Raw genomic sequence first — 24,499 nt, 5'->3', positions numbered from 1 at the left:
CATCGGCGTATGCATGACGGGTCCCAAGGAGCCCGCCCAAGGAGCAAGCAATGGCCCGACAACTCGATCCCGACATCGTCGACTGCCTTCAGGACGTGATGGATCCCGAGATCGGCCTCAGCGTGGTCGACCTGGGCCTCGTCTATGCGGCGGAGCACGGTGACGATGGCGTCGTCGTGGCGCTCACACTGACCACCCGGGCGTGCCCGCTCGGCGAGATGATCGTGGAGGATGTCCGCGAGCGCCTGGCGCGCCGGTTTCCCGAGGCACGGAGCGTTGCGGTGAGTCTGGTCTGGAGCCCGCTTTGGACTCCTGACCGCATCACGCCACGGGGGCAGGACCTGTTGGGTCGTGCCCCGCGCAAAGCCGCATGATGGCTCCCCGCTGATCCCGCAGCCGCGTTGCGGCGGCGCGACGATGGTCCCGCGCCTTGAGTGCGTTGTCAGGAGAATTGATTGAATGTCTGACATGTCTTCATCGGCCACCCTGCCCCTGACAGGCGCCAGGCGCCGCCTGGAACTGCGGTTCGCCCTCTTGGCCCTTGGGGCCCTTGCCCTGATGGCTGGCCTGTACGGGGCGCTGGGACGGCTCGGCTGGGCGTTGCCCGCCGGCGGCTCCCTTGCCGCCCTGCACGGCCCGCTGATGATCTCCGGGCTGTTCGGGACCCTGATCAGCCTGGAGCGCGCGGTCGCCCTCGGCCGCGGCTGGAGCTATGCCGCCCCGGTGTTCTCCGGACTTGGAACGCTGGCCCTGCTCGCCGGCGCGCCGGAGGCCATGGGAGCAGGCGCCTACACGCTTGCGGCGGCCATCCTGGCAGGAGCGACCCTGCAAATCACGATGCAGCAGCCGGCCGTGTTCACCGGCGCGCTGCTGTTCGGCGCGCTCGCTTGGCTCGCCGGAAACGTCCTCTGGCTCATGGACGGCTCAGTGCCCGATCTGGTGGGCTGGTGGCTCGCCTTCCTGGTGCTGACCATCGCCGGCGAGCGGCTGGAACTCAGCCGCCTGATGCCGCAGCGCCGCGGCAGCGAACCCCTGTTCCTGTTCGCCGTCGGCCTTCTCGCCGCCGGCGCCCAGAATGGCCTTATGACCGAGAACGGCGCCATCCTGTTTGGCCTGGCGCTGCTCGTCACCACCGTGTGGCTGATGCGGCATGACATTGCCCTGCTGAACGTGCGCAGGACGGGACAGACCCGCTTCATGGCGGCATGCATGCTGACCGGTTACGCCTGGCTGGGGTTGGCAGGCCTCGCGCTGGTCACGTTCCCTCCGGGCGATACCAGCTTCGGATATGACCTCGCGCTGCATACGGTCCTGATCGGCTTCGTCCTCTCGATGGTGTTCGGGCACGCGCTCATCATCCTGCCCGCCGTCGCGCGGATCCGGGTGCGCTACGCGCCGGTCCTTTACGCGCCGCTGCTCCTGCTGCATGCGTCTTTGGCCCTTCGTGCGGGGGCCGGGCTCGCCGGCTGGGAGGCTGGGCGGATGGCCAGCGGCGTCCTCACGCTCCTCGCCCTTGCCGGGTTCGCCGCCAGCCTGACCGGCGCGTCGCGGAACGACCGCAAGACTGCTCGCCCGGCGGAACCGTGCGAAGGCGAATCCCGAGCGCATTGATCCACCCCAGCACAGGCCTAGGTAGCCCGCCATGACAGGGATCGAGCACAGCGCGAAATGGAGGCGACAGGTGACGGCACTTGTCTCCGCCCTGGCGCTGTTCCTCCATGTCGTCCTCATGGCCCTTGGGACAATGGGCCCGCCGCTCCCCCGAGATGGAACCCCTCTCCTCCGTGATGGAGGCTCGCGGGTTCATGCCCACCATGCGGCATCCACCGCCCGGCATGATGCGGACAGCCCGGCCAAGAGCCCTGAACACAAGCCGCCGTGCTGCATCCTCAGCGTCTGCCCGGGGCTGCCCGGCCCGCCTGTTGATCACGTCCTGGCTTGCCTGCCCGGGCGGGAAGCTCATGCGGCCGTCTATGGCCCTGACCGTCTCATCGCGGTGGCAAGAATTCCCCAGCTCCTTCCTGTCGGGGCGCGGGCGCCGCCCGCGCCGGCTTGAAGCCGCCGATCCACGACATCCCTCCATCCGACAGGAAACACTATGACCACGACCCTTCTTCGCGGGGCGCTTGCCGCCGCTCTCCTCGCGCTCGCCGGCCCGGCGCTGGCCCACACCACTCTTGAAACGCAGCAGGCCCCCGTGGCCTCCACCTACAAGGCGGTGCTGCGCGTCGGCCATGGCTGCGAAGGGGCGCCGACCCTGAAGCTGCGGGTGCGCATCCCGGACGGCGTCATCAGCGTCAAGCCCATGCCCAAGCCGGGGTGGGAGATGGAGACCGTCAAGGCGCCGTATGACAGAACCTGCGATTACTACGGCACGGCGATGGCGGAGGGCGTGCGGGAGATCGTTTGGACGGGCAAGCTGCCCGACGAGCACTACGACGAGTTCGTGTTCCGCGCCTACCTGACGGACAGCCTCAAGCCGGACGCCATGCTGTACTTCCCCGTCGTGCAGGAATGCGGTGGCGGCAAGGCCGACCGCTGGATCGAGATCCCGGCCGAGGGCAAAAGCGCCGACGACTACCAGTATCCGGCGCCGGGGCTGAAGCTCCTGCCGGCCAAGGCCACCCACTGACGAGGGAGCGGGGAGCCGCCCGAAAGCCGGCTCCCCGTGCCGCCATGAAGCGCGCGATCCTTCTCATGCTCTGGCTGACGCTCGCGCTCCTGGGCGGAGGCGGGTCTGCCCTCGCGCATGCGGCGCTGGTCGAGGCCCATCCGGCTGACGGCATGGTGGTCGAGCAGGTCCCCGCCACCGTGCGCCTGCGTTTCAACGAGCCGGTGTCGCCCCTGACCATCAGCCTGACGGACGCCCAAGGGCGGACGCACAGCGGCCTGGCGGCAGCCTCCCGCAACGAGATGCTCGACATCGCCGTGCCACCGGGCTTGCCCCGTGGCACCCAGATCTTAAGCTACCGGGTCACCTCCGGCGACGGCCACCCGATCAGCGGCACGGTGATCTTCTCGATTGGCGCCCCGAGCGGGTCCGGAGGTATCCCGGGAGCCGAAGTCAGCCCCGCCGCTCGCGGCGCCCTCTGGCTGGCGCGGGTGGCCCTCTACCTGGGCCTGTTCGCCGGGGTGGGCGGGGTGTTCTTCACGGCCTGGGTCGTCCCTAGACCGCCATCCAGCAAGGTGGCGCGCCCCCTGTCGGGCCTGCTTGCCTTGGGCGCCATTGCGGCGGTGCTCTCGCTCGGGCTCCAAGGCCTCGACGCCTTGGGGCTGCCGCTGTCAGCCCTGGGAAAGGCCGCCCCCTGGGCGGCGGGCTGGCGGACGTCCTTCTGGTTGACCGTGGCGGCCGCGGTGGCAGCCCTCCTCATGGCGGGAATGGGCCTGCATGACCGCGGGGAAAGGTGGCGGCGGGCCTGCGGCCTCTTGGCCCTGGCGTGTGTCGGGCTCTCCCTCGCGATGAGCGGCCATGCCAGCGCGGCGGCCCCGCAATGGCTGACCCGTCCCGCCGTGTTCCTCCACGCCGTCGGTGTCGCCTACTGGATCGGAGCCCTGATCCCGCTGGCGCTCATGGTTCGCCGGGCACCCGCACAGGCCCTGCCGGCCGTGCGCCGCTTCTCCAACGGAGCCCTGGTCGCCGTTGCCGCCCTCACGCTGGCCGGACTTGTGCTGGCGGCGGTTCAGGTGGAAAGCCTCGCGAACCTGACCGGCACTGCCTACGGGCAAGTGCTGATCGCCAAAACCATCCTCGTCGCGGGGCTGCTCGGATTGGCTGCCCTGAACCGGCTTTGGCTCACCTCTGCCCTGAGCAAGCCGGATGGCTCCGGCGGAAGGCGGCTTGTCCGCTCGGTTGTGGCCGAAATTGTGCTGTCCCTGGCCATCCTCGGACTGGTCGGCCTGTGGCGGTTCACGCCGCCGCCGCGGGCGCTGGAACCGGCGGCCGAGGCCGCCGCGGCGGCCAGCGCACACCTGCACACGCCGAACCTGATGGCGCAGGTGACCCTGTCGCCCGGACGGCCCGAGGCAATCCGGGCCCGGATCGTGGTCGCCTCCGGACGCGCCGCGCCGGTCGATCCGAAGGAGGTGACGCTCGTCCTCAGCAAGCCCGACGCTGGCATCGGGCCCATCGAACGCCAGGCCCGGCGGGCGGAGCGGGGCTGGGAGGTCGACGGCCTGGTTCTTCCGTTGGCCGGGCCTTGGCAGGTCAAGGTCGAAATCCTCGTCAACGACTTCGAAAAGGCCAGCCTTGAGGGGAGCGTCACGCTCCGGCCATGAGCGCTTGGAGCGTCCGATCAGGGTCGATGCAGCTCCGGCAAGTCGGCCCGCAGCCACGCGAGACGGGCGATGGCGCGCCCGGCGAGCGCCTGCACCCGCCCCAGCGCCTCCTCGTCCTGCAGAACGTCGCCGGCTTCGAGGTAGCGGTCGGTGAGCAGTTCGGCCAAGGCCACTGGGTCGTCCGGGGGCGTGCCCACCGGCCGGGCGCCGGGCACGGCGATGGGAGTTTGCTCAAGCTCCTGCGCATGCTGCCGCGCCTCGTCGGCGAAGCCCCTCAGGCGCGTGCCCTCCTGGAGCGAGGCCTTGGCTGCAAGGGGGGCGAGCAGATCGGCAAGCCGCCGTTCCAAGGCGGCAAGGTCTGGCCCGCCGTCCTCCGCCATGAGGCCGGTCCGCTGTTGCCCGCGCTCACTATGGAAGGCCTTCCGCCTCTCCCGCCGCAGGGTCGCCACATGCCCCAGTTCCTCGTGCGCCATCGTCTCCGCCGCGCGCTGGATCTCAGGGGCTTGCGCATGTGCCGCCACGTAGCTCCAGAAGGCGAAGGCGCGCTCCTCGTTGCGCACCGCCATCGAGAGCGCGCGATAGGCCCCCACCAGCTTGGGATCGGTCGTCGCCGCGCCCTCGTCGTCGAAGGTCTCCGGGAGTTCCCAGCGGATCCGTGCCGGATCGGGATCCTTCCCTTTGGTCTTCTGCGACCAGTGCACGACACCGTCGAGATGGCCCTGCTCGTCGGCGGACAGGCGCTCGAACACCTCCGCCAAGGCGGGATTGCCCTCCTGCCGCATGCGCGCGGCGATCTCGGCGTAGCGGGTCGCCGCCTCGTGCTCCATGGCGGCCGCGATGGCGAACAGCTCCTCCAGGGACGTCACGGTCCCCGCCGGCTCAGTCTTCAAAAGCGACATTGGAACTCTCCGAACGATGCTGACAATGGTGTCAAAGGTTGACGAGCGATGCATGATCCGTCAATTTGCGCCAGATCAAAGCAAGACAAGCTCGGCTGTTTCATACGGTGCCGGGCTTCGCGATCCTCCCCGATCCAGCCCCGGAAAATTACGACACGGTAAGCGGAACCTTTCTGGCCCGCTGACCGTTCCGTGTTTTCTGTTCAGAAGCACAATCTGACACTGGACGGTTCCTGTTGGAAAGATCGACCTCCGTACGCCCCGCCCGATCCTTCTCCATCACCATTCCGCTGATCCTTCGGTTTATGGCTCTTCTTGGCGCCATGATCCTTCTGCCGTGGGCCGGTCAGGCCCTGGCGGCCGGGCGCGTGCAGGAATACCTGCCGAAGGCGCAGCCCAACGAGTTCTTCCCCGGCGCCGACCGGTTCGGGCCGCCCCAGGGCGACCCGCCGCTCGTCCCGGCCCACCAGGGCGACCGGCTGCTCGGCTACGTCTACCTCAACTCCGACTTCACCGGCGCGACCGGTTACTCGGGCAAGCCGATCAACCTTCTGGTCGGGATCGATCCGAACGGCGTCATCACCGGGATCAAGCTCGTCGACCACAAGGAGCCCATCGTCCTCATCGGCATCCCGGAGCGGCGCATCGTTGCCGCCATGAACACGCTCATCGGCAAGGACATGAAGCCGGTTGCGACCGGGGCCGAGCGTCCGCCCCAGGTCGACATCGTCAGCGGCGCGACCGTGACGGTGCTCGTCATGGGCGACAGCGTGGTGCGCTCCGCCGTACGCCTCATCCGGAGCGGGCGCCTTGGGGCAGGCGCCGCGCCGTCCGCCGGAGCGGCCGCGCCGGCACCCGCCGCCATAAAAACCGTGGACCTGTCGAAGAGCGAGGTCCGCAACTGGCAGACGCTTCTCGGTGACGGCTCGGTCCGCCGCCTGTCGCTCACCGTCGGCGAGGTCAACGAGGTCTACGCCAAGGCCGGCAACCAGGAGGCGGCCAACAATGCCGAGACAGCCGATCCGGCCGACACGTTCATTGATCTCTATGTCGCCCCGGTGAGCGTGCCCACCATCGGGCGCAGCCTGCTCGGCGACGCCGGCTACGACCAGCTTAAGGCGCGGCTCAAGCCCGATCAGCAGGCCATCGTCGTGGCCGGCGAAGGCGCCTACTCGTTCAAGGGGTCCGGCTACGTGCGCGGCGGCATCTTCGACCGCATTGAGCTCTTGCAGGAGGGCCAGAGCACGCGTTTTCGCGACCGCAACCACACCCGCCTCGGCGACCTTGCCGCGGCGGGCGCACCCGCGTTGCGCGAGATCGCCCTGTTCGTGGTGCCGGAGGACTTCAAGCTCGACCTCACGGAGCCCTGGCAGTTGCAGTTGCTCGTGCAGCGCAATGTCGGCGCACGCGACAAGGCCTTCCTGACCTACAATCTCGAATACACGCTGCCTGACCAATATCTGCGGATCGAGCAGCCTCCTACGCCGGCACCGACACCCGCTCCGCAGGCACAGGCCCAAAACCAGGCCGGCACCCCTGCAGCGGCTGCGGCTCAGCAGCCTCAGGGACAGGGGCCGACCACGGCTCCGGCGCCTGTCTCACCGACCGAACCGTCCCTCAACGATGCGGACGCGCTCGCGGCCGGCGAGCTGGAGGATCCGCTCTGGCTCAGGATCTGGAAGACCAACACCGTCTCCATCGGCATCGCCGCCGTGGCGCTCCTGGTCCTCACCGCCATCTTCTTCTTCCAGGATGCCCTGGTGCGCCGGCCCACCGTCTACGTCTGGGTGCGACGGGCTTATCTGACCTTCACCCTCGTCTGGCTCGGCTGGTACGCCAACGCCCAGCTGTCGGTCGTCAATGTCCTGACCTTCACCAACTCGCTCATCACCGGCTTCAACTGGGAGTTCTTCCTCGCGGCGCCGCTGATCTTCATCCTGTGGGCGGCGGTCGCGGCGGGGCTGCTGTTCTGGGGCCGCGGCCCCTTCTGTGGCTGGCTCTGCCCGTTCGGTGCGCTCCAGGAGCTGACCAACAACATCGCGCAATGGCTGAAGGTGCCCCAGATCACCGTGCCGTGGGGCCTGCATGAGCGCCTGTGGCCGATCAAGTACATCATCTTCCTCGGGCTGTTCGGTCTCTCGCTGTACAACGTCGCGCTGGCCGAGGTCTTTGCCGAAGTCGAGCCGTTCAAGACCTCCATCATCCTGAAGTTCGTGCGCGACTGGCCCTTCGTCATCTATGCGCTGGCCCTGCTCTCGGTCGGGCTGTTCATCGAGCGCTTCTTCTGCCGCTACCTCTGCCCCTTGGGCGCCGCCCTGGCGATCCCGGGTCGGATCAGGATGTTCGAGTGGCTGAAGCGCTGGCCCGAATGCGGCTCGCCCTGCCAGCGCTGCGCCAAGGAATGCCCGGTGCAGTCGATCCATCCTGAGGGGCAGATCAACGTCAACGAGTGCATCTACTGCATGCATTGCCAGGAACTGTACCACGACGACCACCGCTGCCCGCACATGATCCAGGTGCGCCTCAAGCGCGAGAAGCGTGAGGCAATTTCGTCGCCGTCCATGCGCGGGATCAAAGACGGCGGCAGCGGACCCGCTAAACCGATCATCACCCACAAGGGCAAGGCGGTCGGAAAGCCCACGGACACGCCGACCACGGCCGATGTTCCGACAACATCCTCATGAGCACGAAGGAGACTTTCATGGCGAACGAAGAACCCAAAAAGGGACTGAGCCGGCGCGACATGCTCGGCACGACGGCTGCGGTTGCCGTTGCGGGAGCGGCCGGCGTCGCCGGCGGCGTCTCCCTGAAGGAGACGGGCGTGATCACACCCGCCGAAGCCCAGACCGCGCCCGGAGCGCCAGCGGCGCGTCCTGCCGCCGGCGCCAACAAGACCGAGGTCAAGCCGGGCGAGCTTGACGAGTACTACGTGTTCTTCTCCAGCGGTCAGACCGGCGAGGTCCGCATCGTCGGTCTGCCCTCCATGCGCGAGCTGATGCGCATCCCGGTGTTCAACCGCGACAGCGCCACCGGCTGGGGGCAGACCGACCAGAGCCGCAAGATCCTCACCGAGGGACTGACGCCCCAGAGCGTCGAGTATCTGAAGGACAAGGGCGGCGTCTATACCGCAGGCGACCTGCACCACCCGCACCTGTCCTTCACGGACGGCACCTATGACGGGCGCTACCTGTTCGTGAACGACAAGCTCAACACCCGCGTCGCGCGCATCCGCCTCGACGTGATGAAGTGCGACAAGATCCTCCAGCTGCCCAACCAGCACACGGTCCACGGACTGCGCGTGCAGAAATATCCGCGCACGGGTTACGTATTCTGCAACGGCGAGGACCGCGTGCCGATCCCGAACGACGGCAAGATCCTCGACGATCCGAAGCAGTATTCCTCGATCTACACGGCGGTCGACGGCGACACCATGAAGGTCGCCTGGCAGATCAGGGTCGACGGCAACCTCGACAACACCGACGCCGACTACCAGGGCAAGTACTCCTGGGCAACCTGCTACAACTCCGAGGAAGGCGTGACGCTCGCCGAGATGATGTCCAAGGAGCAGGACTGGGTTGTCGTGTTCAACCTCAAGCGCATCGAGGAGGCGGTGAAGGCTGGCAAGGCCGAGATGATCGGCGGCGTGCCCGTCCTCGACGGCCGCAAGGGGTCGCCATACACGCGCTACATCCCCGTGGCGAACAGCCCGCACGGCATCAACACGGCCCCGGACGGCATCCACTTCGTCGCCAACGGCAAGCTGTCGCCGACGGTCACGGTGTTCGACGCCCGCAAGCTCGACGACCTGTTCGACGACAAGATCCAGCCGCGCGACGTCGTCGTCGCGGAACCTGAACTCGGCCTCGGGCCGTTGCACACCGCCTACGACGGCAAGGGCAACGCCTACACGACGCTGTTCCTCGACAGCCAGGTGGTCAAGTGGAACATCGACCTCGCCAAGCGCGCCTTCAAGGGCGAGAAGGTCAATCCGGTGATCCAGAAGCTCGACGTGCACTACCAGCCGGGCCACAACCACACCTCAATGGGTCAGACCAAGGAAGCGGACGGCAAGTGGCTGATCTCGCTGAACAAGTTCTCGAAGGACCGCTATCTCAACGTCGGCCCCCTGAAGCCCGAGAACGACCAGCTCATCGACATCTCCGGCGACCGGATGGTGCTCGTCCACGACAGTCCGAGCTTCGCGGAGCCGCACGACGCCACCATCGTGCACCGCTCGAAGATCAACCCGGTGCACACCTGGAAACGCGACGACCCGTTCTTCGCCGACGCGGTGCAACAGGCCAAGGCGGACGGCGTGGATCTCATGGCGGATTCCAAGGTGGTCCGCGACGGCAACAAGGTGCGGGTCTACATGACCTCGGCCGCGCCGGCCTACGGGCTGGAGAGCTTCCAGGTCAAGCAGGGCGACCAAGTGACGGTGTTCGTCACCAACATCGATGACGTCGAGGACCTGACGCACGGCTTCGGTCTCGTCAACTACGGCATCAACATGGAGGTGGCGCCCCAGGCGACAGCCTCGGTCACGTTCACGGCCGACCGGCCCGGCGTGTACTGGTACTTCTGCTCCTGGTTCTGCCACGCGATGCATATGGAGATGAAGGGCCGCATGTTCGTTGAGCCGCAGGCGACCTGACGGTATGATGGGACATCGTACACTGGTACGCATGGGGCTGGCGGCGATCTTCGCCGCCAGCCTCGCCTTGCCCGCATGGGCGGAAACCTGGGTCATTGCTCCGGGCGAAGGCTCGCCCCAGGACAAGCTCGACCGGGCCGTGGACGGCGATGTGGTGCGGTTCGAGGCCGGCGAGCACCGCGGCCCCATCCGGATCACCCGCAAGGTGACGGTCGAAGGCGAGAAGGGTGCCATTCTTGTCGGGCCAGGCACGGGAAGCGTTGTCACCGTCTCGGCCCCCGGGGCCGTTGTGCGCGGCCTGACGATCCGCGGCTCCGGAAGGGACCTGGAAAAAATGGATGCCGGCGTCTTCGTCGAGAAGCCGGCGGCCGGCGCCGTGGTCGAGGGCAACCGGATCGAGGGAAACCTGTATGGCATCTATCTCCATGGCGCCGAAAATTCCATGGCCCGCGGCAACACCATCATCGGGATCGAGGAAGGCCGGCTGAACGAGGCCGGCAACGGCATCTCGGTCTGGAACGCCACCGGCGCCAAGGTGGTCGACAACAGCGTCCAGTACGGGCGGGACGGAATCTTCGTCATCACCAGCAAACGCAACGTGTTCTCCGGCAACCGCTTCCGTGACCTGCGCTTCGCGATTCATTACATGTACACCGACGACAGCGAGGTCACGGACAACGTGTCGGTCAACAACGCGGTTGGCTTCGCGCTGATGTTTTCCAGCCGCTTGAAGATCAGCGGTAACGTGTCGGATGGCGACCGCGACCACGGCTTCCTGTTCAACTATGCCAACGGCTCCCAGATCACCGGCAACACGGTCATGGGCCGCCTTCAGCCGGCCGAGCGGTGGACGGCCGCCGGCACGCGCGGCAAGGACGACAAGGAGCATGGCCTTCCTGCCACCGATGCGGCCGAGGTGGCGCCGGGCGCGGACGCTCGGCCGGGTCCCACCAAATGCGTGTTCATCTACAACGCCAACCAGAACCGCTTCCGTGACAACTGGTTCGAGGGCTGCGAGATCGGCATCCACTTCACCGCCGGCTCCGAGCGCAACGAGATGGTCGGCAACGCCTTCATCAGGAACCGAAACCAAGTGAAATACGTCAGCACGCGTTATCTCGACTGGTCCAAGGACGGGCGCGGCAACTACTGGAGCGACAACCCGGCCTTCGACCTCAATGGCGACGGGCTGGGCGACAGCGCCTACCGCCCGAACGACCTCGTCGACAAGGTGCTCTGGACCGCGCCCCAGGCCAAGGTGCTGATGAACAGCCCGGCCGTCCAGGTGATCCGCTGGGCGCAAGCCCAGTTCCCGGCCCTGCTGCCAGGCGGCGTGGTCGACAGCCGTCCTCTCATGGCGCCACCCGCGCGTCCCAAGGCCGTCGCGGAAGGAGGCCGGCCATGACTGGGACCGTCGAGATCAGGAACGTGGTGAAGCGCTTCGGCAAGGTCGAGGCGGTACGCGACGTCTCGTTCACGCTGCCGGAAGGCGAGACGGTGGCCCTCGTCGGCCACAACGGCGCCGGGAAGACCACCCTGATGAAGCTCATGCTCGGCCTGATTCGGCCGACGAGCGGCCACATCGCGGTGCTGGGCGACGATCCGGCGGCCGGCGAGTTCACGGCTCGCAAGCGGCTCGGGTACCTCCCGGAAAGCGTCTCGTTCAATGCCGCCCTGACAGGCCACGAGACGCTGGCGTTCTACGCGCGCCTGAAGCGTGAGCCGGCAAAGTCGGTTCCGGCTTTGCTGGAGCGCGTCGGCCTCACCCATGCCGCCAACCGCCGTGTCGGCACCTACTCCAAGGGCATGCGCCAGCGCCTCGGTCTGGCCCAGGCGCTGCTGGGCGAGCCTCGCGTGCTCCTGCTCGACGAGCCGACCACCGGCCTCGATCCGGCCCTGCGTCAGAGCTTCTACGAGATCGTCGAGGAGCTGCGCGGGCGGGGGACCACGGTCCTGTTGTCGTCGCACGCCCTGACGGAGCTGGAGGAGCGCGCCGGGCGCGTCATCATCATGAACCGGGGCATCAAGGTCGCGGACGGCACGCTTGACGAGCTGCGCCGCATCGCCCGCCTGCCGACGCGCATCCGCCTCAAGGTCACGGATGCCGGGCTGGCCAACGTGCCGAACTGGCTCGGTCCGGTCGATGGTTGGCGCCGGGTCAACGGGCACACAGTCGAGATCGATGCGTCGCCCGAGCGCAAGATCGGGGTGCTGCGGCGCGCCACCGGCGAGGGCGCCCCGGTCGAGGATCTCGACGTGGTCCCGCCGACCCTCGACGAGCTCTACGCCCACTTCCTTCTGTCGCAGGAGGCCGCGCGATGAGAAACATCCTGATCGTCGCGCGCAAGGAAATCCAGGAAGGCCTGCGCAACCGCTGGGTCTTGGCGACGACGCTCTTGCTGGCGGGCCTCGCCCTGTCGCTGACCTTCCTCGGCAGCGCGCCGACGGGCACCGTCGGTGTGCGTGCCCTCGACGTGGTGATCGTGAGCCTGTCCAGCCTCACGATCTTTCTGCTGCCGTTGATCGCGCTGCTGATCTCGCACGACGCTATCGTCGGCGAGATGGAGCGCGGCACCATGCTGCTGCTGCTGAGCTACCCGGTCGGGCGCTGGCAGGTGCTGCTCGGCAAGTTCGTCGGCCATCTTGCCATCCTCGCCTTCGCGACGCTCCTGGGCTATGGCGCTGCCGCCGGGGCTCTGGCCGTCATGGGCGAGGTCATCGACGCGGAGAGCTGGAGGGCGTTCGCCTCGATGATCGGCTCCTCGATCCTGCTCGGCGCCGCCTTCATCGCCGTGGGCTATCTCGTCAGCGCGCTGGTGCGGGAGCGCGGCACCGCCGCTGGCATCGCCATCGGCATCTGGCTGGTGTTCGTGCTGATCTATGACATGGCCCTGCTTGGCCTGCTCGTGGTCGACCAGGGGCAGACCCTTTCCGGCGGGCTTCTCAACGCCCTGCTCCTGCTCAATCCCGCCGATGCCTACCGCCTGTTCAACCTCACGGGCTCAGGCAACATCAGCGCCTTCTCCGGCATGGCGGGAGTCGCCCAGAACGCCTCTCTGAGCCCCTCCGTCTTGCTCGCCGCGCTCGCCGCCTGGGCTCTCGTTCCGCTTGGCCTCGCGGCGCTGGCCTTCTCCAGGAGAGAATTATGAGAAAGTCCTTCCTCGTTGCGGCCTTCGCCGGCGTGTTGGCGCTCGCTGGCTGCAACGACCAGAAGACCGCCGAGGCCCCGCCACCCCCGCAGGAGATGACGGACGCCGCCATCGGCCGCTACTGCGGCATGAACGTGATGGAGCATCCCGGCCCCAAGGGGCAGATCATCCTGGCGAGCCAGAAGGAGCCGGTCTGGTTTTCGTCCGCGCGCGACGCGATCTCGTTCACCCTGCTGCCGGAGGAACCCAAGGACATCCGCGCGATCTACGTGTCCGACATGGCCAAGGCGCCGAACTGGGAAGAGCCCGGGACCACGAACTGGGTCGATGCGAAGCAGGCCTCGTTCGTGATCGGCAGCCGCCTGAAGGGTGGCATGGGCGGCGAGGAGGCGGTGCCGTTCTCCGACAAGGCCGCGGCCGAGAAATTCGCGGCCGAGAACGGCGGGCGCGTCGTGACCTTTGCGGAGGTGCCGAAGGACTATGTCCTCGGCGGCACGGCCGAGCTGACAGGCTCGGTGGAGCAAGAGCCTGGAATGGATGAGACACAAGGCGGCCATGGCGGTCACTCCGGCCATGCCGCGCCCACCGCTCCCCAGACCGGCCACGTCCACTAGGAGTTCGCCATGCCCCTCCCCTCCCGCAGGCGTTTCATTGGGATCACGGCAGCTGCGGCGAGCCTGGGACTCGTGCCGTTAGGCCGTGCCGCCAGGGCCGAGGCCCACCTCGTGACCTGGCATGGACAGGCCATGGGCGCCGTGGCCACGCTGCAGGTGCATCATCACGACCAGGCTGCCGCGGAGCGGCTGGTCGAGCGCTCGCTCGCGGAGGTGCGCCGGCTCGAACAGGTGCTCAGCCTGTATCGGGATGACTCGGCCCTCTCCACCCTCAACCGCCAGGGCTTCCTGGTCGCGCCACCCGCGGCGCTCGTGGAGCTCCTGTCGGAGTGCCGCCGCTGCTGGGAGCTGACCGGGGGCGCTTTCGACCCGACGGTGCAGGCCCTGTGGGTCCTCTACCGGGACCACTTCTCCCGGCCCGGCGCGGATCCTGCGGGACCGTCCGGGCCTGCGCTCCGCGAGGCGCTGGAGCGCGTGGGCTTTGACGACGTGGCGTTCGACGCGAACCGGATCGTCCTGCCAAGACGCGGCATGGGGCTGACCTTGAACGGCATCGCCCAGGGCTACATGACCGACCGGGTCGTGGACATCCTGCGTGCGGGCGGCATCGCGAGCAGCCTCGTCGACATGGGCGAGCCCCGGGCCTTGGGGACCCGCCCCTCGGGCGAGCCGTGGCGCGTCGGCATCTCCGATCCAGATGATCCGGAGCGGATCAGCGAAACGCTGGAGGCTGTCGACCAGGCCGTGGCAACATCCGGCGCCTACGGCTTCCGCTTCGATCCGGCCGGCCGCTTCAACCACCTGCTCGACCCGCGCACGGGCGCCTCGCCCCACCTGCATCGCAGCGTCACCGTCGTGCTGCCGACGGCGACGGCGGCCGATGCCTTGTCGACGGCATTCAGCCTGCTGCCGCCCGAGGAGATCAGGCACACGCTTCAACGGCTCGGCAAGGGACAGGTCCATCTGGTGTCGGCATCGGGGGAGGCCAGCCTGCTCCGGGCCTGACCGCGCGGGGTCAGGAACATGGCCATGCGCGGATCATTGACCTCCCATTCTAACGGCAGGAGATCCGACGATGAAGGCACACCTCACGGCAACCGCGCTCTGCACCCTGCTCATGGCCCTGCCCGCAGCGGCCCAGCAGGACCAGCCCCGCTCCACGACCCCTTCGCGGGCCGAAACCAACCCGACGAGCAGCCCGATGGCGGACCCGCACAAGGATGGCGGCCGGCCGGAGAGCCATGGCGGCACCGTGCACACCCCCAGGTCGGCCAAGGCGCGGCCCTGCCGGCCGACATGAAGCCGACCGCCGAGAGCCTCGTCCGCAACACGGTGACGGCGCAGCAGTACGGCAACCTCGCCTCGAAGCGGCACACCAGCGGCGCGGTGCATGATCTCGGCGACCGGATGGTGCTCACGAACAGCCGCATCAACCGTGCCCTGACGGCCGCCGCCCCGGATCTGAGCGACGTGCAGATCCCGGACAAGGAGCGCGGCACCTTCGACAGCCTGGCACGGGATGCCGACGCGACGCAGTTCGGCGCCAATGTCGCGCAGTGGGTTGTGCAATCCTATCCGCAGGCGATCAGCGACCTGGAGAAGCTCGGCCAGCAGGGCCAGTTCAGCGAGTTGATGAATACGGCCGTGCCGGAGATGAAGGCCCAACTCTCGGAGGCCCAAAGAATCCTCCAGAGCGCGAGCAACACGCCGGGCGGGCAACCCACGTCAACGGGAACGGTCACCGACCCGAAGAAGAAGTCCGACTGACGCACGGCTGAACCTGTCGGGCGGGCGGCAGTCAGGGCCTCCGGCTCGTGCCGCCCGCCTCGTCGCCCTCTCTCGGCTCCGCGCTGAAGGACTGCTCGTACTTGCCCGGGCCCTGTTCATGGCATCCGCCTCGGCGGGCGGCGACTTCTTCCCGGTGATGTTGGGTCACTGCAAGGCATAACGCCGGTCGGCGTCGAGCCAGATCAGGTCGAAGGACTCCGAGTCCGGCGCGATGGCCTCCGCCGGGCACTCCGGCACACACACGCCGCAGTCGATGCGCTCGTCCGGGTGGATCGCCAGCATGGTCTCGCCCTCATCGAAGCAGGCGGCCGGGCAGACCTCGACGCAATCTGTGGATTTGCACCGGATGCAGGTCTCCAGCACCACATGCGTCATCACAGGCCTTTCGTCGGCGACACCCGGGATCGACGGGTACGACCCATGCGGGTTCTCCCCGGATGTCCCAGCGATGGCGGCCCGGCAGGCGATACCGATGCCTAGTGGCCCGTGTCGACGATGCGCGGCAGGATGTTGAATTGGTGGAACGGCGGCGGCGAGGACAAGGTCCATTCCAGCGTCGTTGCCCCCTCTCCCCACGGGTTGCCGGCCGCCCTCTCCTTGCGCCGGAAGGCGTCGATCACTCCGTATAGGAACACGAACAGGCCAATGAAGAAGATGTACGCTCCGATGGAGGAGACCAGGTTCCAGCCGGCGAAGGCATCCGGGTAGTCGGCGTAGCGGCGCGGCATGCCTGAAAGGCCCAGGAAGTGCTGCGGGAAGAACAGCACGTTGGCGCCGATGAAGGCGATCCAGAAGTGCAGCTTGCCGATGCGCTCCGAATACACGTAGCCGGTGATCTTCGGGAACCAGTAGTAGATCCCGGCAAAGATGCCGAAGACGGCGCCGAGCGACAGCACGTAGTGGAAGTGGGCCACCACATAGTAGGTGTCGTGTAGGTAGCGGTCGACGGGCGCGTTCGCCAGCACCACGCCGGTGACGCCGCCGACCGTGAACACGAAGATGAAACCGATGGCCCAGCACATGGCCGCCGTGAAACGGATGGAGCCGCCCCACATGGTGGCGATCCACGAGAACACCTTCACGCCCGTGGGCACCGCGATCACCATGGTGGCGAACACGAAATAGGCCTGGGTCTGCAGCGACAGGCCGACCGTGTACATGTGGTGCGCCCAGACCACGCTGCCCACCACCCCAATCGCGGCCATGGCGTAGGCCATGCCGAGATAGCCGAAGATCGGTTTCTTCGAGAACGTCGAGACGATGTGGCTGATGATGCCGAAGGCCGGCAGGACCATGATGTACACTTCGGGATGGCCGAAGAACCAGAACAGGTGCTGGTAGAGCACCGGATCGCCGCCGCCCGACGGGTCGAAGAAGGTGGTGCCGAAGTTGCGGTCCGTCAGCAGCATCGTGATGGCGCCCGCGAGCACGGGAAGGGTGATCAGGAGCAGGAAGGCCGTCACCAGCATGCCCCAGGCGAAGAGCGGCATCTTGTGCAGCGTCATGCCCGGAGCGCGCATGTTCAGGATCGTGGTGATGAAGTTGATCGCACCCAGGATCGAGGAGGCGCCAGCCAGATGTAGGGCCAGGATGCCGAAATCGAAGGCAGGTCCCGGGTGGCCGACGGTCGAGAGCGGCGGATAGGCGGTCCAGCCGCCGCCGAAGCCGAGCGAGCCTGGAGCTCCCTCCGCGAACAGGGACAGGATCATCAGGGCAAACGCCGCAACGATCAGCCAGAAGGAGATGTTGTTGAGGCGCGGGAAGGCCATGTCGGGGGCACCGATCATCAGCGGCACGAACCAGTTGCCAAAGCCGCCGATCAGCGTGGGCATGATGACGAAGAACACCATGATCAGGCCGTGGCCGGTCACGAAGACGTTGTAGGCCTGCGGATTGGAAAAATACTGCAGGCCGGGCTCCTGGAGCTCCAGGCGCATGCCGATGGAGAGCAGGCCGCCGATGATGCCGGCGGTAAAGCCGAAGATCAGATAGAGGCTGCCGATGTCCTTGTGGTTCGTCGAGTAGAACCACCGTCGCCAAAAGGTAGGATAGTCGCCATGATCGGTGGTGCCGGCATGCGCCGCATCAGCCATGATGATGCTCCTGACGCCCCCGAGCCTGCATTGCGAGGCTTCGCCCGCCATTCGTGGCCAGACATCGCCTTCTGTCTGGGCGTGCCGGCGGAACCGGCAGCCTGCCCAGGTTAGGGCGGTGGGACGGGAGGGCAACTCCGGAAATATCCGTAGGCGCTCCTCAGATGAAAATGCGGCGGCGCCGGGAACAGCCGGACCCCTCCCTTGTTGTGCCCTTGTCCCGGACGGTGAACATCAAGGAACCTGCGATGCGTCTTGCCCTTCTCATCCCCCTGGCGTTGCTTCTCGGCCCGGCGGCCGCCCACGCGCAGGATGCCGCCGCCGGCGAAAAGGTCTTCGCTGTCTGCAAGGCCTGCCACCAGATCGGCCCGAATGCCAAGAACGCCGTCGGTCCCGAGCTGAATGGCGTCATCGGCCGCCACTCCGGGTCGGTCGAAGGCTACAACTACTCCCCGGCCAACAAGAATTCCGGCCTGACCTGGGACGAGGCGACGTTTGCCGAATACATCAAGGATCCCAAGGCCAAGGTGCCCGGCACCAAGATGGTCTATGCCGGCCTCAAGGACGAGCAGAAGATCAAGGACCTCATCGCCTACCTCAAGCAGTTCGACGCGAGCGGAAACAAGTCCGCGGCGCTCCCTGAGACCCAACAGCTCGCCGCGCGATAGCCGGAGGCCGGAATGGACGGATCGGAAGGAGCCTTGACGGGATCCCCGCCCGACTACGGCCGGTACTTCCACTCGGCGCTCGATCAGCTTCGGTCCGAGCGCCGTTACCGTGTTTTCGCCGACATCGAGCGCATCGCAGGTCAATTCCCGACCGCGCTCTGGCACACGCCCGAAGAGACCCGGAAGATCACCGTCTGGTGCTCGAATGACTATCTCGGCATGGGCCAGAGACGGGACGTGACCCGCGCCATGGTCGAGACGGCCTGGCGCCTCGGCACGGGGGCCGGCGGCACCCGCAATATCTCGGGCAACAGCCACCCCATCGTTGAACTGGAACGGGAGCTGGCGGATCTGCACGGCAAGGAGGCGGGCCTCGTCTTCACCTCGGGCTACGTATCGAATCAGACCGGCATTTCGACCCTGGCCAAGCTCATCCCGGACTGCCTGATCCTGTCGGATGCCCTCAACCACAACTCCATGATCGAGGGCGTGCGCCAGTCCGGCTGCGACAAGGCAATCTTCCGGCACAACGACCTCAAGCACCTGGAGGAGCTGCTCCAGGCGGCTGGCGACCGGCCCAAGCTGATCGTGTTCGAGAGCGTCTACTCCATGGATGGGGACATCTCCCCCATTCACGCGATCTGCGACCTGGCCGAGCGCTGTGGCGCCATGACCTATCTCGACGAGGTCCATGCGGTCGGCATGTACGGGCCCCGCGGCGGCGGCATCGCCGAGCGCGAGGGCGCCATGGACAGGGTCGACGTGATCGAGGGCACGCTGGGCAAGGCCTTCGGGGTGATGGGCGGCTATCTCACCGGCACGAAAGCCGTGATGGACGCCATCCGCAGCTTCGCGCCCGGCTTCATCTTCACCACCGCCCTGCCCCCGGCCGTGGCCGCGGCGGCGACCGCCTCGATTCGCCACCTGAAGGCCTCCTCGGTGGAGCGGGAGAGACAGCAGCGCCAGGCCGCCCGCACCAAGGCCGTCCTGAGCGGCGTCGGCCTGCCGGTCATGGAGACGGTGACGCACATCGTCCCTGTCCTGGTGGGCGATGCGGAGGCCTGCAAGGCCGCCTCCGACCGCCTGCTGGAAAAGCACGGCATCTACATCCAGCCGATCAATTATCCCACCGTGCCCCGCGGCACGGAGCGCCTGCGCATCACTCCCGGCCCCTTCCACACCGACGCCCTGATCGACCAGCTGGCTGCCGCTCTCGTCGAGGTCTGGACGGCGCTCCGGCTCCCGCTGGAGCGGAAAGTGCAGGTCGCTGCGGGATTTTAGACGGCCTACGGGTCATTCCTGAGCCGGCCGTGGGCGCGTGCTTGAGGCAGATCAACCCATGCATGGTGCGGGCGGCGTAAGGTTTTGCAGTCCCCACATCATCAGGCGCCGCCATGCCCGCGATCACAGGACCGGTCCTCGTCGTCGACGATGACACCGCCGTCCGGCAGTCACTGAAGTTCGCCCTGGAGCAGGAGGGACTGAACATACGTCTCTATGGGGGCGGCGCCCAGCTTCTGGCTGAGCGCAGCTTGCCGTCGGACGGGTGCCTGGTCATCGACTACGCCATGCCCGACATGGACGGGATTGCCCTCCTCGACCGTTTGCGGGAGCGCCACATCGACCTTCCCGCCATCCTGATCACCTCCCCGGCTTCTCCGCGCCTGCGGGCACGCGCCCTGCGCGCGGGTTTCCGGCTGGTGCTGGAGAAGCCCTTGGAAGACGGCGCCCTGCTTGACGGCATTCACGGTGCGCTGTCGTCATCCAAGTAGCACCGCCTGGAAGGGACATTGAGCGTCCTGTATCCTGCGGCAGCGACTGAAGCCCACCGCACATCAGCCCGGCCTCTCCGCGCCATCGGCGGTTTGAACAGACTTTGGGAATTCTGTCGAATCCGCTACACCGCGGCCCTCTCCAAAGGAGTTGGTCGCGTGCCCATCCGAAACCGTATGTGGTCCCAGTGGCCTGGGGCGAAGCTCGCCCTCCGGCTGATCAGGTCGGGGCTGCACCTGCACATCGTCGCGGCTGTGATCGCGGCCAGCATCTTCGCCCTCTCGGGCACCGTGCTCTGGCAGGCCCGGCAGGACACGTGGCACGAGGCGGAGGAGGCCTCCCACAATCTGCTCACCGCCGTCGCCCGCGACATCAGCACCAACATGGAGCTCCTGGATCTCGCCTTGAAAGGCGTGGTGCAGGGACTGGCCTATCCCGGCCTGGCGCAGCTGCCGCCGGAGCTGCGGCACCTCATCCTGTTCGACCGCGTCGCCACCACCACCTACCTGGGCTCCATCCTCGTGCTCGACGAGAGCGGCAAGGTCGTCGCCGACGCGGCCTCGGTCAAACCCCGAACCGGCGACTTCGCGGACCGCGACTACTTCAGTGTTCACCGGGAGCGGACGGACGCCGGGCTTTATGTCAGCCGCCCGTACAAAAGCCGGTTCCGCAACGGCGACATCAGCATCGCGATCAGCCGCCGCCTCGCGCACCCGGACGGACGCTTCGCCGGGGTGGTGATCGGGGCCCTGTCGCTCTCGCACATCGAGCAGGCGTTTAAGAGCCTCAAGCTCGGCCGGGACAGCGCCGTCAGCCTGTTCCGGTCCGACGGCGTCCTGCTGACGCGGGAGCCGCTCATCGGGCCGGAGCTGGGGCAGGATCTCAGCGCCTCGGCCAACGTGCAGCGCTTCCTGCGCGAGCCGTCCGGCTCCTTCGTGGGCACGTCCGCGGTCGACAACGTCGAGCGCCTGTTCACGTTCAAGGCGCTGGACAACCTGCCCGTGGTGTTCACGCTCAACCGCGCGGTGGATGACATCTTCGACGAGTGGCAGGACCGGGCCCTCGTCCTCGGCCTGATCACCGCCCTGCTGTGCTGCGCCGTGGTGGCGTTGGCCGCGCTGTTCCAGCGCGAGCTGCGGCGCCGCACCGCGGCCGAGGACGAGCTCGCCCGCCTGGCCACCACCGACGGGCTGACGGGACTGCCCAACCGGCGCGCGTTCGACGAGGCCTTCGAGCGGGAGTGGAGCCAAGCCGCCCGCTCAGGCCATGCCCTGTCGCTGCTGTTCGTCGATGTGGACTTCTTCAAGCGCTACAACGACCGCTATGGCCATGGCGAGGGCGACCGGGTGCTGCGCGCGGTGGCCGAGGCGATCTCGGGGAGCCTGAAGCGGCCGGACGATTTCGGGGCGCGCTACGGCGGCGAGGAGTTCACGCTCCTGCTGCCGGCCACCGACCGGGCCGGGGCGGAAGCCATGGCCGAGGCCATCCGCGCCGCCGTGATGGCGCTGGGGCTGGCGCATGAGGACAGCCCGCACCGGGTGGTCACCGTGAGCGTGGGCGTGGCGGGCGCGGTCCCGAGGCCGGGCCAGCGCAGCCAGAGCCTGCTGCAGTCGGCCGACACGGCCCTCTACCGCGCCAAGGCCGCGGGGCGCAACATGCTCCAGGCGGCCTGATCCGCCGCGGCGCCATCGGCACACCGGGTACGGGAGCCCATTCCATCGTGAAGCTCCCGCTGCGTCCCCACACAGGAACAGGAGCCATGGCGGACCGAAACGGCGCGCCCGCGGTCGAGCTCCCGCCGGCAGCGGCGGCTACGGTGCACCCGGAACAGGTGACGCTCATGCCGCGCAGCAGCGCGGCATGCCGGTGCCCGGCTGTCGCGCCACGAGGGTCGCATCATGTCCTGCGGCGGTCCGATGTCGCGGGCGAGCGCCTCCCGTTGCTCCTGACCAAAGGCGGAAGACTGGCGTGCCCGCGCCCAGCCCGATTGCCCTTGCCTGATCGTCGTCACCAAACCCATGCCCATCTCCCTGCGTTCCGGCGAGCATGGGGAAGACGCGCGTGCGAAGATCGATCCGGCGCAAATCCAGGGCGCGTCAGTCGCCACCCGGCAGGTTTTGAGGCGGCGTGGGGATCGTCCCGGCACGCCGCCACGAGATCGGTTCCGGCCGTGGCTTCGCTGGGCCGCCCATCCGGTCAGGTCCGACGGAGCCGTCCTGCACCGGGATGCGTGTCATCGCCCCGCACCCCGGCGGTGGCTCCGCCGGGGTTTCATCTCCAGCGCGCCGTCCTGGTACAGGACCCGCGCCACGGCTTCCACGTCGGCGATGACCAGCCGAAGACGGAGGCGCCGGATCTGGCGCTGCGTCTCCCACGTCCGCAGCGTCCGGCTCACCGTCGGCAGGGTGCTGCCGATCAGGTCCGCCAGGTCCTGGCGGCTAACCGGAAATGGGATCTCGATTCCCTCCGGCACCTCCTGCCCGAAGGTCTCGACCAGCTTCAGGATCGCGCCCGCAAGGCGTTGCTCGACAGGCTCGTTCGAGAGGTCGCGCAGCCGGCCCTCCATCTCGCGCAGGCGTGCCTCCAGGTCATGGATGACGTTGAGTGCCACACGCGGGTACCGATCAATGAAGGTCCTGACCAACTCGGAGGTCCACTGCAGCTCTACGCCGTCCATGACCGCCACGGCGTCCACAGGGTAGAACTTGTCCAGCAGGGCGGGACTGCCGAAGATCTCGCCGGGCCTCACGTACTTGACGATGACCCGCGCTCCCCTGGGTGTGGCTTGGATCAGCTTGGCCGCTCCAGAGGCGAGCACGTGCACCGCGCGGGCGGGCTGCCCTGCCGTGAAGAGAACCTCGCCGGTGCGGACCGTGCGACGCTGCGCCTGCCGCAGCAGCTCGGCGGTGACGTCCGGCTCCAGCCCCTTGAACAGGCCTATCGATGCGGTCTCTTCGAACATGCAACCGGGCCCACCCCTGTCACTGCTGACATCCTGTACAGGGGTACGGCTCAACCGAGGCGATGGTTCCGCGCCAGGCACTGCGCTCACGAGCATCGGTCGATCCGCAGGGCCAGCGAGGAGAAGCCGCCGGCTGGGTACATGGCCCGCACCGGCGGCCTTTCCAAAACCAGCGCGATCCGGCGCGTGCGGGCCAGGAGCTCCTCCACCACGACGCGCAGCTCCAGCCGCGCCAGTTCCGCTCCGGGGCAAACGTGGATGCCGGCGCCGTAGAGCAGGTTGTGCGCTGGATCGCGGTCGAGCCGGAACGCGTCCGGATCGCCGAAGACGGCCTCGTCGCGGTTGGCCGAGGCCCAGATCAGGCTGAGGCGCGCCCCCGCCTCCAGCCGACGGCCGCCGATCTCCACCGCCCGGGTGGTGATCCGGCGGTTGGCGATCAGTGGGGCATGGATGCGCAGGATCTCGTCAATCGCCGCGGGCAGGATCGAGCGGTCCCCGCGAAGGCGGCTTTGCAGGTCCGGGTGCGCGGCCAGGTAATGAACCAGGATGCCGACGCTGGCCGCGATGGTGCCCAGCTCGCCCACGGTCCAGTTGCGCACGATGCTGACGATCTCCTCGTCCGTCAAAGGCCTGCCCCCGATCCGCTCGCGGAGCAAACGGGTGGTGACGTCGTCCGGCGCGGCGTCGCCGGCCTGGCGACGCATGTCCAGCAGATCCCGAACAAAGCCGTCGAACTCCAGCGCCACGTCGGCCGTCGCGGCCCGGTCGCCGGAGAGCGTCGCCTCCTGGTTGCGACGGGTCCATTGCCGCAGCGGCTCATGCAACCCCGCTGGCCAGCCCATGAAGGCGCACTGGATCCGCAGGGCAAAGTCCCGGGCGAACCCGCCCATCAATTCGACCTCGCCGCCGGCCGGCAGACGGTTCACCAGGTCGGTGGCGATGTCCCGGCACGCCGGCTCAAAAGCCCGCACCCGCTCCGGCGCGAAATACGGCTCGATCAGCGCCCGGTACGCCGTGTGCCCGGGCGGGTCCATGCCGTTGGGCACGGCGGGGTGGCGCGAGACGGCATTGCTGAAGCTGGCGTGGTCCTCCAGCACCCGCAGAACGTCGGTGTGCCGGAACACGGACCAGTGCAGGTACTCACTGTGTGCCACGGGACAGCGGCCGCGCATGCGGTCATAGGCGGCGATCTGGTTGTCGAGCACCGCCTGGGACCGGGGATCCCAGTCAGGCTGAGGGCTGTGGCTCATGGGATAGCTCTGATGGCAACAGAATGGGGCTGGTGTTCAACCGCGCGGAGGCGGCCGCTGGTTATGACCGTGTCAGGCGCGCCGCCACGCGGTTGCGGCATCGACGGCCACGGCTCCCGGGCCGCCGGGAAGGCGCTGCCGCACCGCCATGAGGCCGATGGCAATCGGAAGCCCGATCATGGCTCCCAGCAGCGCCAGCCCGGCGGCGAAGGCCATCAACGCCATTCCGGCCAGCAGCGCCGCGACGGCGAAACCCTGGCCAAGACGGCGCAACAGGGGATGATCAGACGGGATGGACATGGGCAGGCTCCGGGGCGGGTGACGTGTGCTTGTCGCCGGATTGGCGGCACGCCGCTTTGCGGCACAGCAAACAA

23 protein-coding genes and 1 pseudogene are annotated in these 24,499 nt (G+C 67.8%); 17 read left to right on the top strand and 7 right to left on the bottom strand.

The annotated features are described in order from the left end of the window. Positions 1 to 50 precede the first annotated feature (50 nt). The 5 genes from ACUXUR_RS02305 (at position 51) to ACUXUR_RS02285 (ending at position 4,275) form a co-directional block, all read left to right on the top strand. Positions 51 to 374 carry a metal-sulfur cluster assembly factor gene (locus ACUXUR_RS02305; protein WP_445500703.1) on the top strand — a complete coding sequence of 108 codons (324 nt, stop codon included), beginning with the start codon at positions 51 to 53 and terminating at the stop codon, positions 372 to 374. An 85-nt stretch (positions 375 to 459) separates the two neighbouring features. Then, positions 460 to 1,611: a hypothetical protein gene (locus ACUXUR_RS02300; RefSeq protein WP_445500702.1), complete on the top strand. Its 1,152-nt coding sequence runs from the start codon at positions 460 to 462 to the stop codon at positions 1,609 to 1,611. A 70-nt stretch (positions 1,612 to 1,681) separates the two neighbouring features. Further along, on the top strand, positions 1,682 to 2,056 hold the full coding sequence (locus ACUXUR_RS02295; RefSeq protein WP_445500701.1) for a hypothetical protein: 375 nt from the start codon (positions 1,682 to 1,684) through the stop codon (positions 2,054 to 2,056). Positions 2,057 to 2,098: 42 nt separating this feature from the next. Next, positions 2,099 to 2,632, top strand: a complete 534-nt coding sequence (locus tag ACUXUR_RS02290; protein WP_445500700.1) for a YcnI family copper-binding membrane protein — start codon at positions 2,099 to 2,101, stop codon at positions 2,630 to 2,632. A gap of 44 nt (positions 2,633 to 2,676) precedes the next feature. Beyond that, a complete protein-coding gene (locus ACUXUR_RS02285) occupies positions 2,677 to 4,275 on the top strand; it encodes a copper resistance CopC/CopD family protein (RefSeq protein WP_445500699.1) in 1,599 nt (532 codons plus the stop codon). Positions 4,276 to 4,292: 17 nt separating this feature from the next. On the opposite strand, the gene ACUXUR_RS02280 is transcribed toward ACUXUR_RS02285, so the two are convergent. Beyond that, positions 4,293 to 5,174 (bottom strand): ferritin-like domain-containing protein, encoded by an 882-nt coding sequence (locus ACUXUR_RS02280; RefSeq protein WP_445500698.1) that lies wholly within the window; start codon positions 5,172 to 5,174, stop codon positions 4,293 to 4,295. Between the two features lie 305 nt (positions 5,175 to 5,479). Here ACUXUR_RS02280 and ACUXUR_RS02275 point away from each other — a divergent pair, with 305 nt between their 5' ends. Genes ACUXUR_RS02275 through ACUXUR_RS02240 form a run of 8 tightly spaced genes read left to right on the top strand, consistent with a single transcriptional unit; the run spans position 5,480 to position 15,358 of the window. After that, a complete protein-coding gene (locus ACUXUR_RS02275) occupies positions 5,480 to 7,858 on the top strand; it encodes a 4Fe-4S binding protein (RefSeq protein ID WP_445500876.1) in 2,379 nt (792 codons plus the stop codon). A gap of 17 nt (positions 7,859 to 7,875) precedes the next feature. Further along, positions 7,876 to 9,828, top strand: coding sequence for a TAT-dependent nitrous-oxide reductase (nosZ, locus tag ACUXUR_RS02270; protein WP_445500697.1), 1,953 nt, complete (start codon positions 7,876 to 7,878; stop codon positions 9,826 to 9,828). Positions 9,829 to 9,832: 4 nt separating this feature from the next. Then, positions 9,833 to 11,233, top strand: coding sequence for a nitrous oxide reductase family maturation protein NosD (locus tag ACUXUR_RS02265; protein WP_445500696.1), 1,401 nt, complete (start codon positions 9,833 to 9,835; stop codon positions 11,231 to 11,233). Further along, positions 11,230 to 12,150 carry an ABC transporter ATP-binding protein gene (locus ACUXUR_RS02260; protein WP_445500695.1) on the top strand — a complete coding sequence of 307 codons (921 nt, stop codon included), beginning with the start codon at positions 11,230 to 11,232 and terminating at the stop codon, positions 12,148 to 12,150. The genes ACUXUR_RS02265 and ACUXUR_RS02260 overlap by 4 nt, the downstream gene beginning before the upstream one ends. Then, complete coding sequence (locus tag ACUXUR_RS02255) at positions 12,147 to 12,977, top strand: ABC transporter permease (protein WP_445500694.1); 831 nt, start codon at positions 12,147 to 12,149, stop codon at positions 12,975 to 12,977. Before ACUXUR_RS02260 ends, ACUXUR_RS02255 begins: the two co-directional genes overlap by 4 nt. After that, on the top strand, positions 12,974 to 13,591 hold the full coding sequence (locus tag ACUXUR_RS02250; RefSeq protein WP_445500693.1) for a nitrous oxide reductase accessory protein NosL: 618 nt from the start codon (positions 12,974 to 12,976) through the stop codon (positions 13,589 to 13,591). Before ACUXUR_RS02255 ends, ACUXUR_RS02250 begins: the two co-directional genes overlap by 4 nt. 9 nt (positions 13,592 to 13,600) lie before the next feature. Next, positions 13,601 to 14,596: an FAD:protein FMN transferase gene (locus ACUXUR_RS02245; protein WP_445500692.1), complete on the top strand. Its 996-nt coding sequence runs from the start codon at positions 13,601 to 13,603 to the stop codon at positions 14,594 to 14,596. Positions 14,597 to 14,620: 24 nt separating this feature from the next. Continuing rightward, a complete protein-coding gene (locus ACUXUR_RS02240) occupies positions 14,621 to 15,358 on the top strand; it encodes a DUF305 domain-containing protein (protein WP_445500691.1) in 738 nt (245 codons plus the stop codon). Between the two features lie 31 nt (positions 15,359 to 15,389). Here ACUXUR_RS02240 and ACUXUR_RS02235 read toward each other — a convergent pair. Beyond that, positions 15,390 to 15,754: pseudogene (locus tag ACUXUR_RS02235) on the bottom strand (ferredoxin family protein). A gap of 101 nt (positions 15,755 to 15,855) precedes the next feature. Beyond that, complete coding sequence (gene ctaD / locus ACUXUR_RS02230; protein ID WP_445500690.1) at positions 15,856 to 17,472, bottom strand: cytochrome c oxidase subunit I; 1,617 nt, start codon at positions 17,470 to 17,472, stop codon at positions 15,856 to 15,858. A 248-nt stretch (positions 17,473 to 17,720) separates the two neighbouring features. On the opposite strand from ctaD, the gene ACUXUR_RS02225 reads away from it, so the two are divergent. From ACUXUR_RS02225 to ACUXUR_RS02210, 4 genes are all read left to right on the top strand, one after another. Then, on the top strand, positions 17,721 to 18,140 hold the full coding sequence (locus tag ACUXUR_RS02225) for a c-type cytochrome (RefSeq protein WP_445500689.1): 420 nt from the start codon (positions 17,721 to 17,723) through the stop codon (positions 18,138 to 18,140). 12 nt (positions 18,141 to 18,152) lie between these two features. Beyond that, positions 18,153 to 19,421: a 5-aminolevulinate synthase gene (gene hemA, locus ACUXUR_RS02220; RefSeq protein ID WP_445500688.1), complete on the top strand. Its 1,269-nt coding sequence runs from the start codon at positions 18,153 to 18,155 to the stop codon at positions 19,419 to 19,421. Between the two features lie 113 nt (positions 19,422 to 19,534). After that, the gene (locus ACUXUR_RS02215; protein ID WP_445500687.1) at positions 19,535 to 19,912 is read left to right on the top strand and encodes a response regulator transcription factor; all 378 of its coding nucleotides are present in this window, start codon (positions 19,535 to 19,537) and stop codon (positions 19,910 to 19,912) included. Between the two features lie 159 nt (positions 19,913 to 20,071). Then, positions 20,072 to 21,586 carry a GGDEF domain-containing protein gene (locus ACUXUR_RS02210; protein WP_445500686.1) on the top strand — a complete coding sequence of 505 codons (1,515 nt, stop codon included), beginning with the start codon at positions 20,072 to 20,074 and terminating at the stop codon, positions 21,584 to 21,586. 423 nt (positions 21,587 to 22,009) lie between these two features. Here ACUXUR_RS02210 and ACUXUR_RS02205 read toward each other — a convergent pair whose 3' ends face one another. The 4 genes from ACUXUR_RS02205 to ACUXUR_RS02190 all read right to left on the bottom strand — a co-directional run bounded on the left by ACUXUR_RS02205 (position 22,010) and on the right by ACUXUR_RS02190 (position 24,425). After that, on the bottom strand, positions 22,010 to 22,150 hold the full coding sequence (locus tag ACUXUR_RS02205) for a hypothetical protein (protein ID WP_445500685.1): 141 nt from the start codon (positions 22,148 to 22,150) through the stop codon (positions 22,010 to 22,012). Further along, the gene (locus ACUXUR_RS02200; protein WP_445500684.1) at positions 22,147 to 22,971 is read right to left on the bottom strand and encodes a Crp/Fnr family transcriptional regulator; all 825 of its coding nucleotides are present in this window, start codon (positions 22,969 to 22,971) and stop codon (positions 22,147 to 22,149) included. Before ACUXUR_RS02200 ends, ACUXUR_RS02205 begins: the two co-directional genes overlap by 4 nt. Beyond that, complete coding sequence (locus ACUXUR_RS02195; protein ID WP_445500683.1) at positions 22,962 to 24,125, bottom strand: cytochrome P450; 1,164 nt, start codon at positions 24,123 to 24,125, stop codon at positions 22,962 to 22,964. The genes ACUXUR_RS02200 and ACUXUR_RS02195 overlap by 10 nt, the downstream gene beginning before the upstream one ends. A gap of 72 nt (positions 24,126 to 24,197) precedes the next feature. Further along, positions 24,198 to 24,425, bottom strand: a complete 228-nt coding sequence (locus ACUXUR_RS02190; protein ID WP_445500682.1) for a hypothetical protein — start codon at positions 24,423 to 24,425, stop codon at positions 24,198 to 24,200. Positions 24,426 to 24,499 lie beyond the last annotated feature (74 nt).

The organism is Microvirga medicaginis, from assembly GCF_052658925.1.
Note: the sequence above shows the minus strand (reverse complement) of the source record. Positions and strands in the feature narration are given on the sequence as shown.

Coding starts and splice junctions, on each gene's coding strand:
- ACUXUR_RS02300 (WP_445500702.1), top strand. CDS start 460: ATGTCTGACATGTCTTCATCGGCCACCCTGCCCCTGACAGGCGCCAGG.
- ACUXUR_RS02195 (WP_445500683.1), bottom strand. CDS start 24,125: ATGAGCCACAGCCCTCAGCCTGACTGGGATCCCCGGTCCCAGGCGGTG.
- ACUXUR_RS02240 (WP_445500691.1), top strand. CDS start 14,621: ATGCGCGGATCATTGACCTCCCATTCTAACGGCAGGAGATCCGACGAT.
- ACUXUR_RS02280 (WP_445500698.1), bottom strand. CDS start 5,174: ATGTCGCTTTTGAAGACTGAGCCGGCGGGGACCGTGACGTCCCTGGAG.
- ACUXUR_RS02250 (WP_445500693.1), top strand. CDS start 12,974: ATGAGAAAGTCCTTCCTCGTTGCGGCCTTCGCCGGCGTGTTGGCGCTC.
- nosZ (WP_445500697.1), top strand. CDS start 7,876: ATGGCGAACGAAGAACCCAAAAAGGGACTGAGCCGGCGCGACATGCTC.
- ACUXUR_RS02200 (WP_445500684.1), bottom strand. CDS start 22,971: ATGCTCGTGAGCGCAGTGCCTGGCGCGGAACCATCGCCTCGGTTGAGC.
- ACUXUR_RS02260 (WP_445500695.1), top strand. CDS start 11,230: ATGACTGGGACCGTCGAGATCAGGAACGTGGTGAAGCGCTTCGGCAAG.
- ACUXUR_RS02285 (WP_445500699.1), top strand. CDS start 2,677: ATGAAGCGCGCGATCCTTCTCATGCTCTGGCTGACGCTCGCGCTCCTG.
- hemA (WP_445500688.1), top strand. CDS start 18,153: ATGGACGGATCGGAAGGAGCCTTGACGGGATCCCCGCCCGACTACGGC.
- ACUXUR_RS02190 (WP_445500682.1), bottom strand. CDS start 24,425: ATGTCCATCCCGTCTGATCATCCCCTGTTGCGCCGTCTTGGCCAGGGT.
- ACUXUR_RS02290 (WP_445500700.1), top strand. CDS start 2,099: ATGACCACGACCCTTCTTCGCGGGGCGCTTGCCGCCGCTCTCCTCGCG.
- ctaD (WP_445500690.1), bottom strand. CDS start 17,472: ATGGCTGATGCGGCGCATGCCGGCACCACCGATCATGGCGACTATCCT.
- ACUXUR_RS02225 (WP_445500689.1), top strand. CDS start 17,721: ATGCGTCTTGCCCTTCTCATCCCCCTGGCGTTGCTTCTCGGCCCGGCG.
- ACUXUR_RS02265 (WP_445500696.1), top strand. CDS start 9,833: ATGATGGGACATCGTACACTGGTACGCATGGGGCTGGCGGCGATCTTC.
- ACUXUR_RS02215 (WP_445500687.1), top strand. CDS start 19,535: ATGCCCGCGATCACAGGACCGGTCCTCGTCGTCGACGATGACACCGCC.
- ACUXUR_RS02305 (WP_445500703.1), top strand. CDS start 51: ATGGCCCGACAACTCGATCCCGACATCGTCGACTGCCTTCAGGACGTG.
- ACUXUR_RS02245 (WP_445500692.1), top strand. CDS start 13,601: ATGCCCCTCCCCTCCCGCAGGCGTTTCATTGGGATCACGGCAGCTGCG.
- ACUXUR_RS02255 (WP_445500694.1), top strand. CDS start 12,147: ATGAGAAACATCCTGATCGTCGCGCGCAAGGAAATCCAGGAAGGCCTG.
- ACUXUR_RS02205 (WP_445500685.1), bottom strand. CDS start 22,150: ATGACACGCATCCCGGTGCAGGACGGCTCCGTCGGACCTGACCGGATG.
- ACUXUR_RS02275 (WP_445500876.1), top strand. CDS start 5,480: ATGGCTCTTCTTGGCGCCATGATCCTTCTGCCGTGGGCCGGTCAGGCC.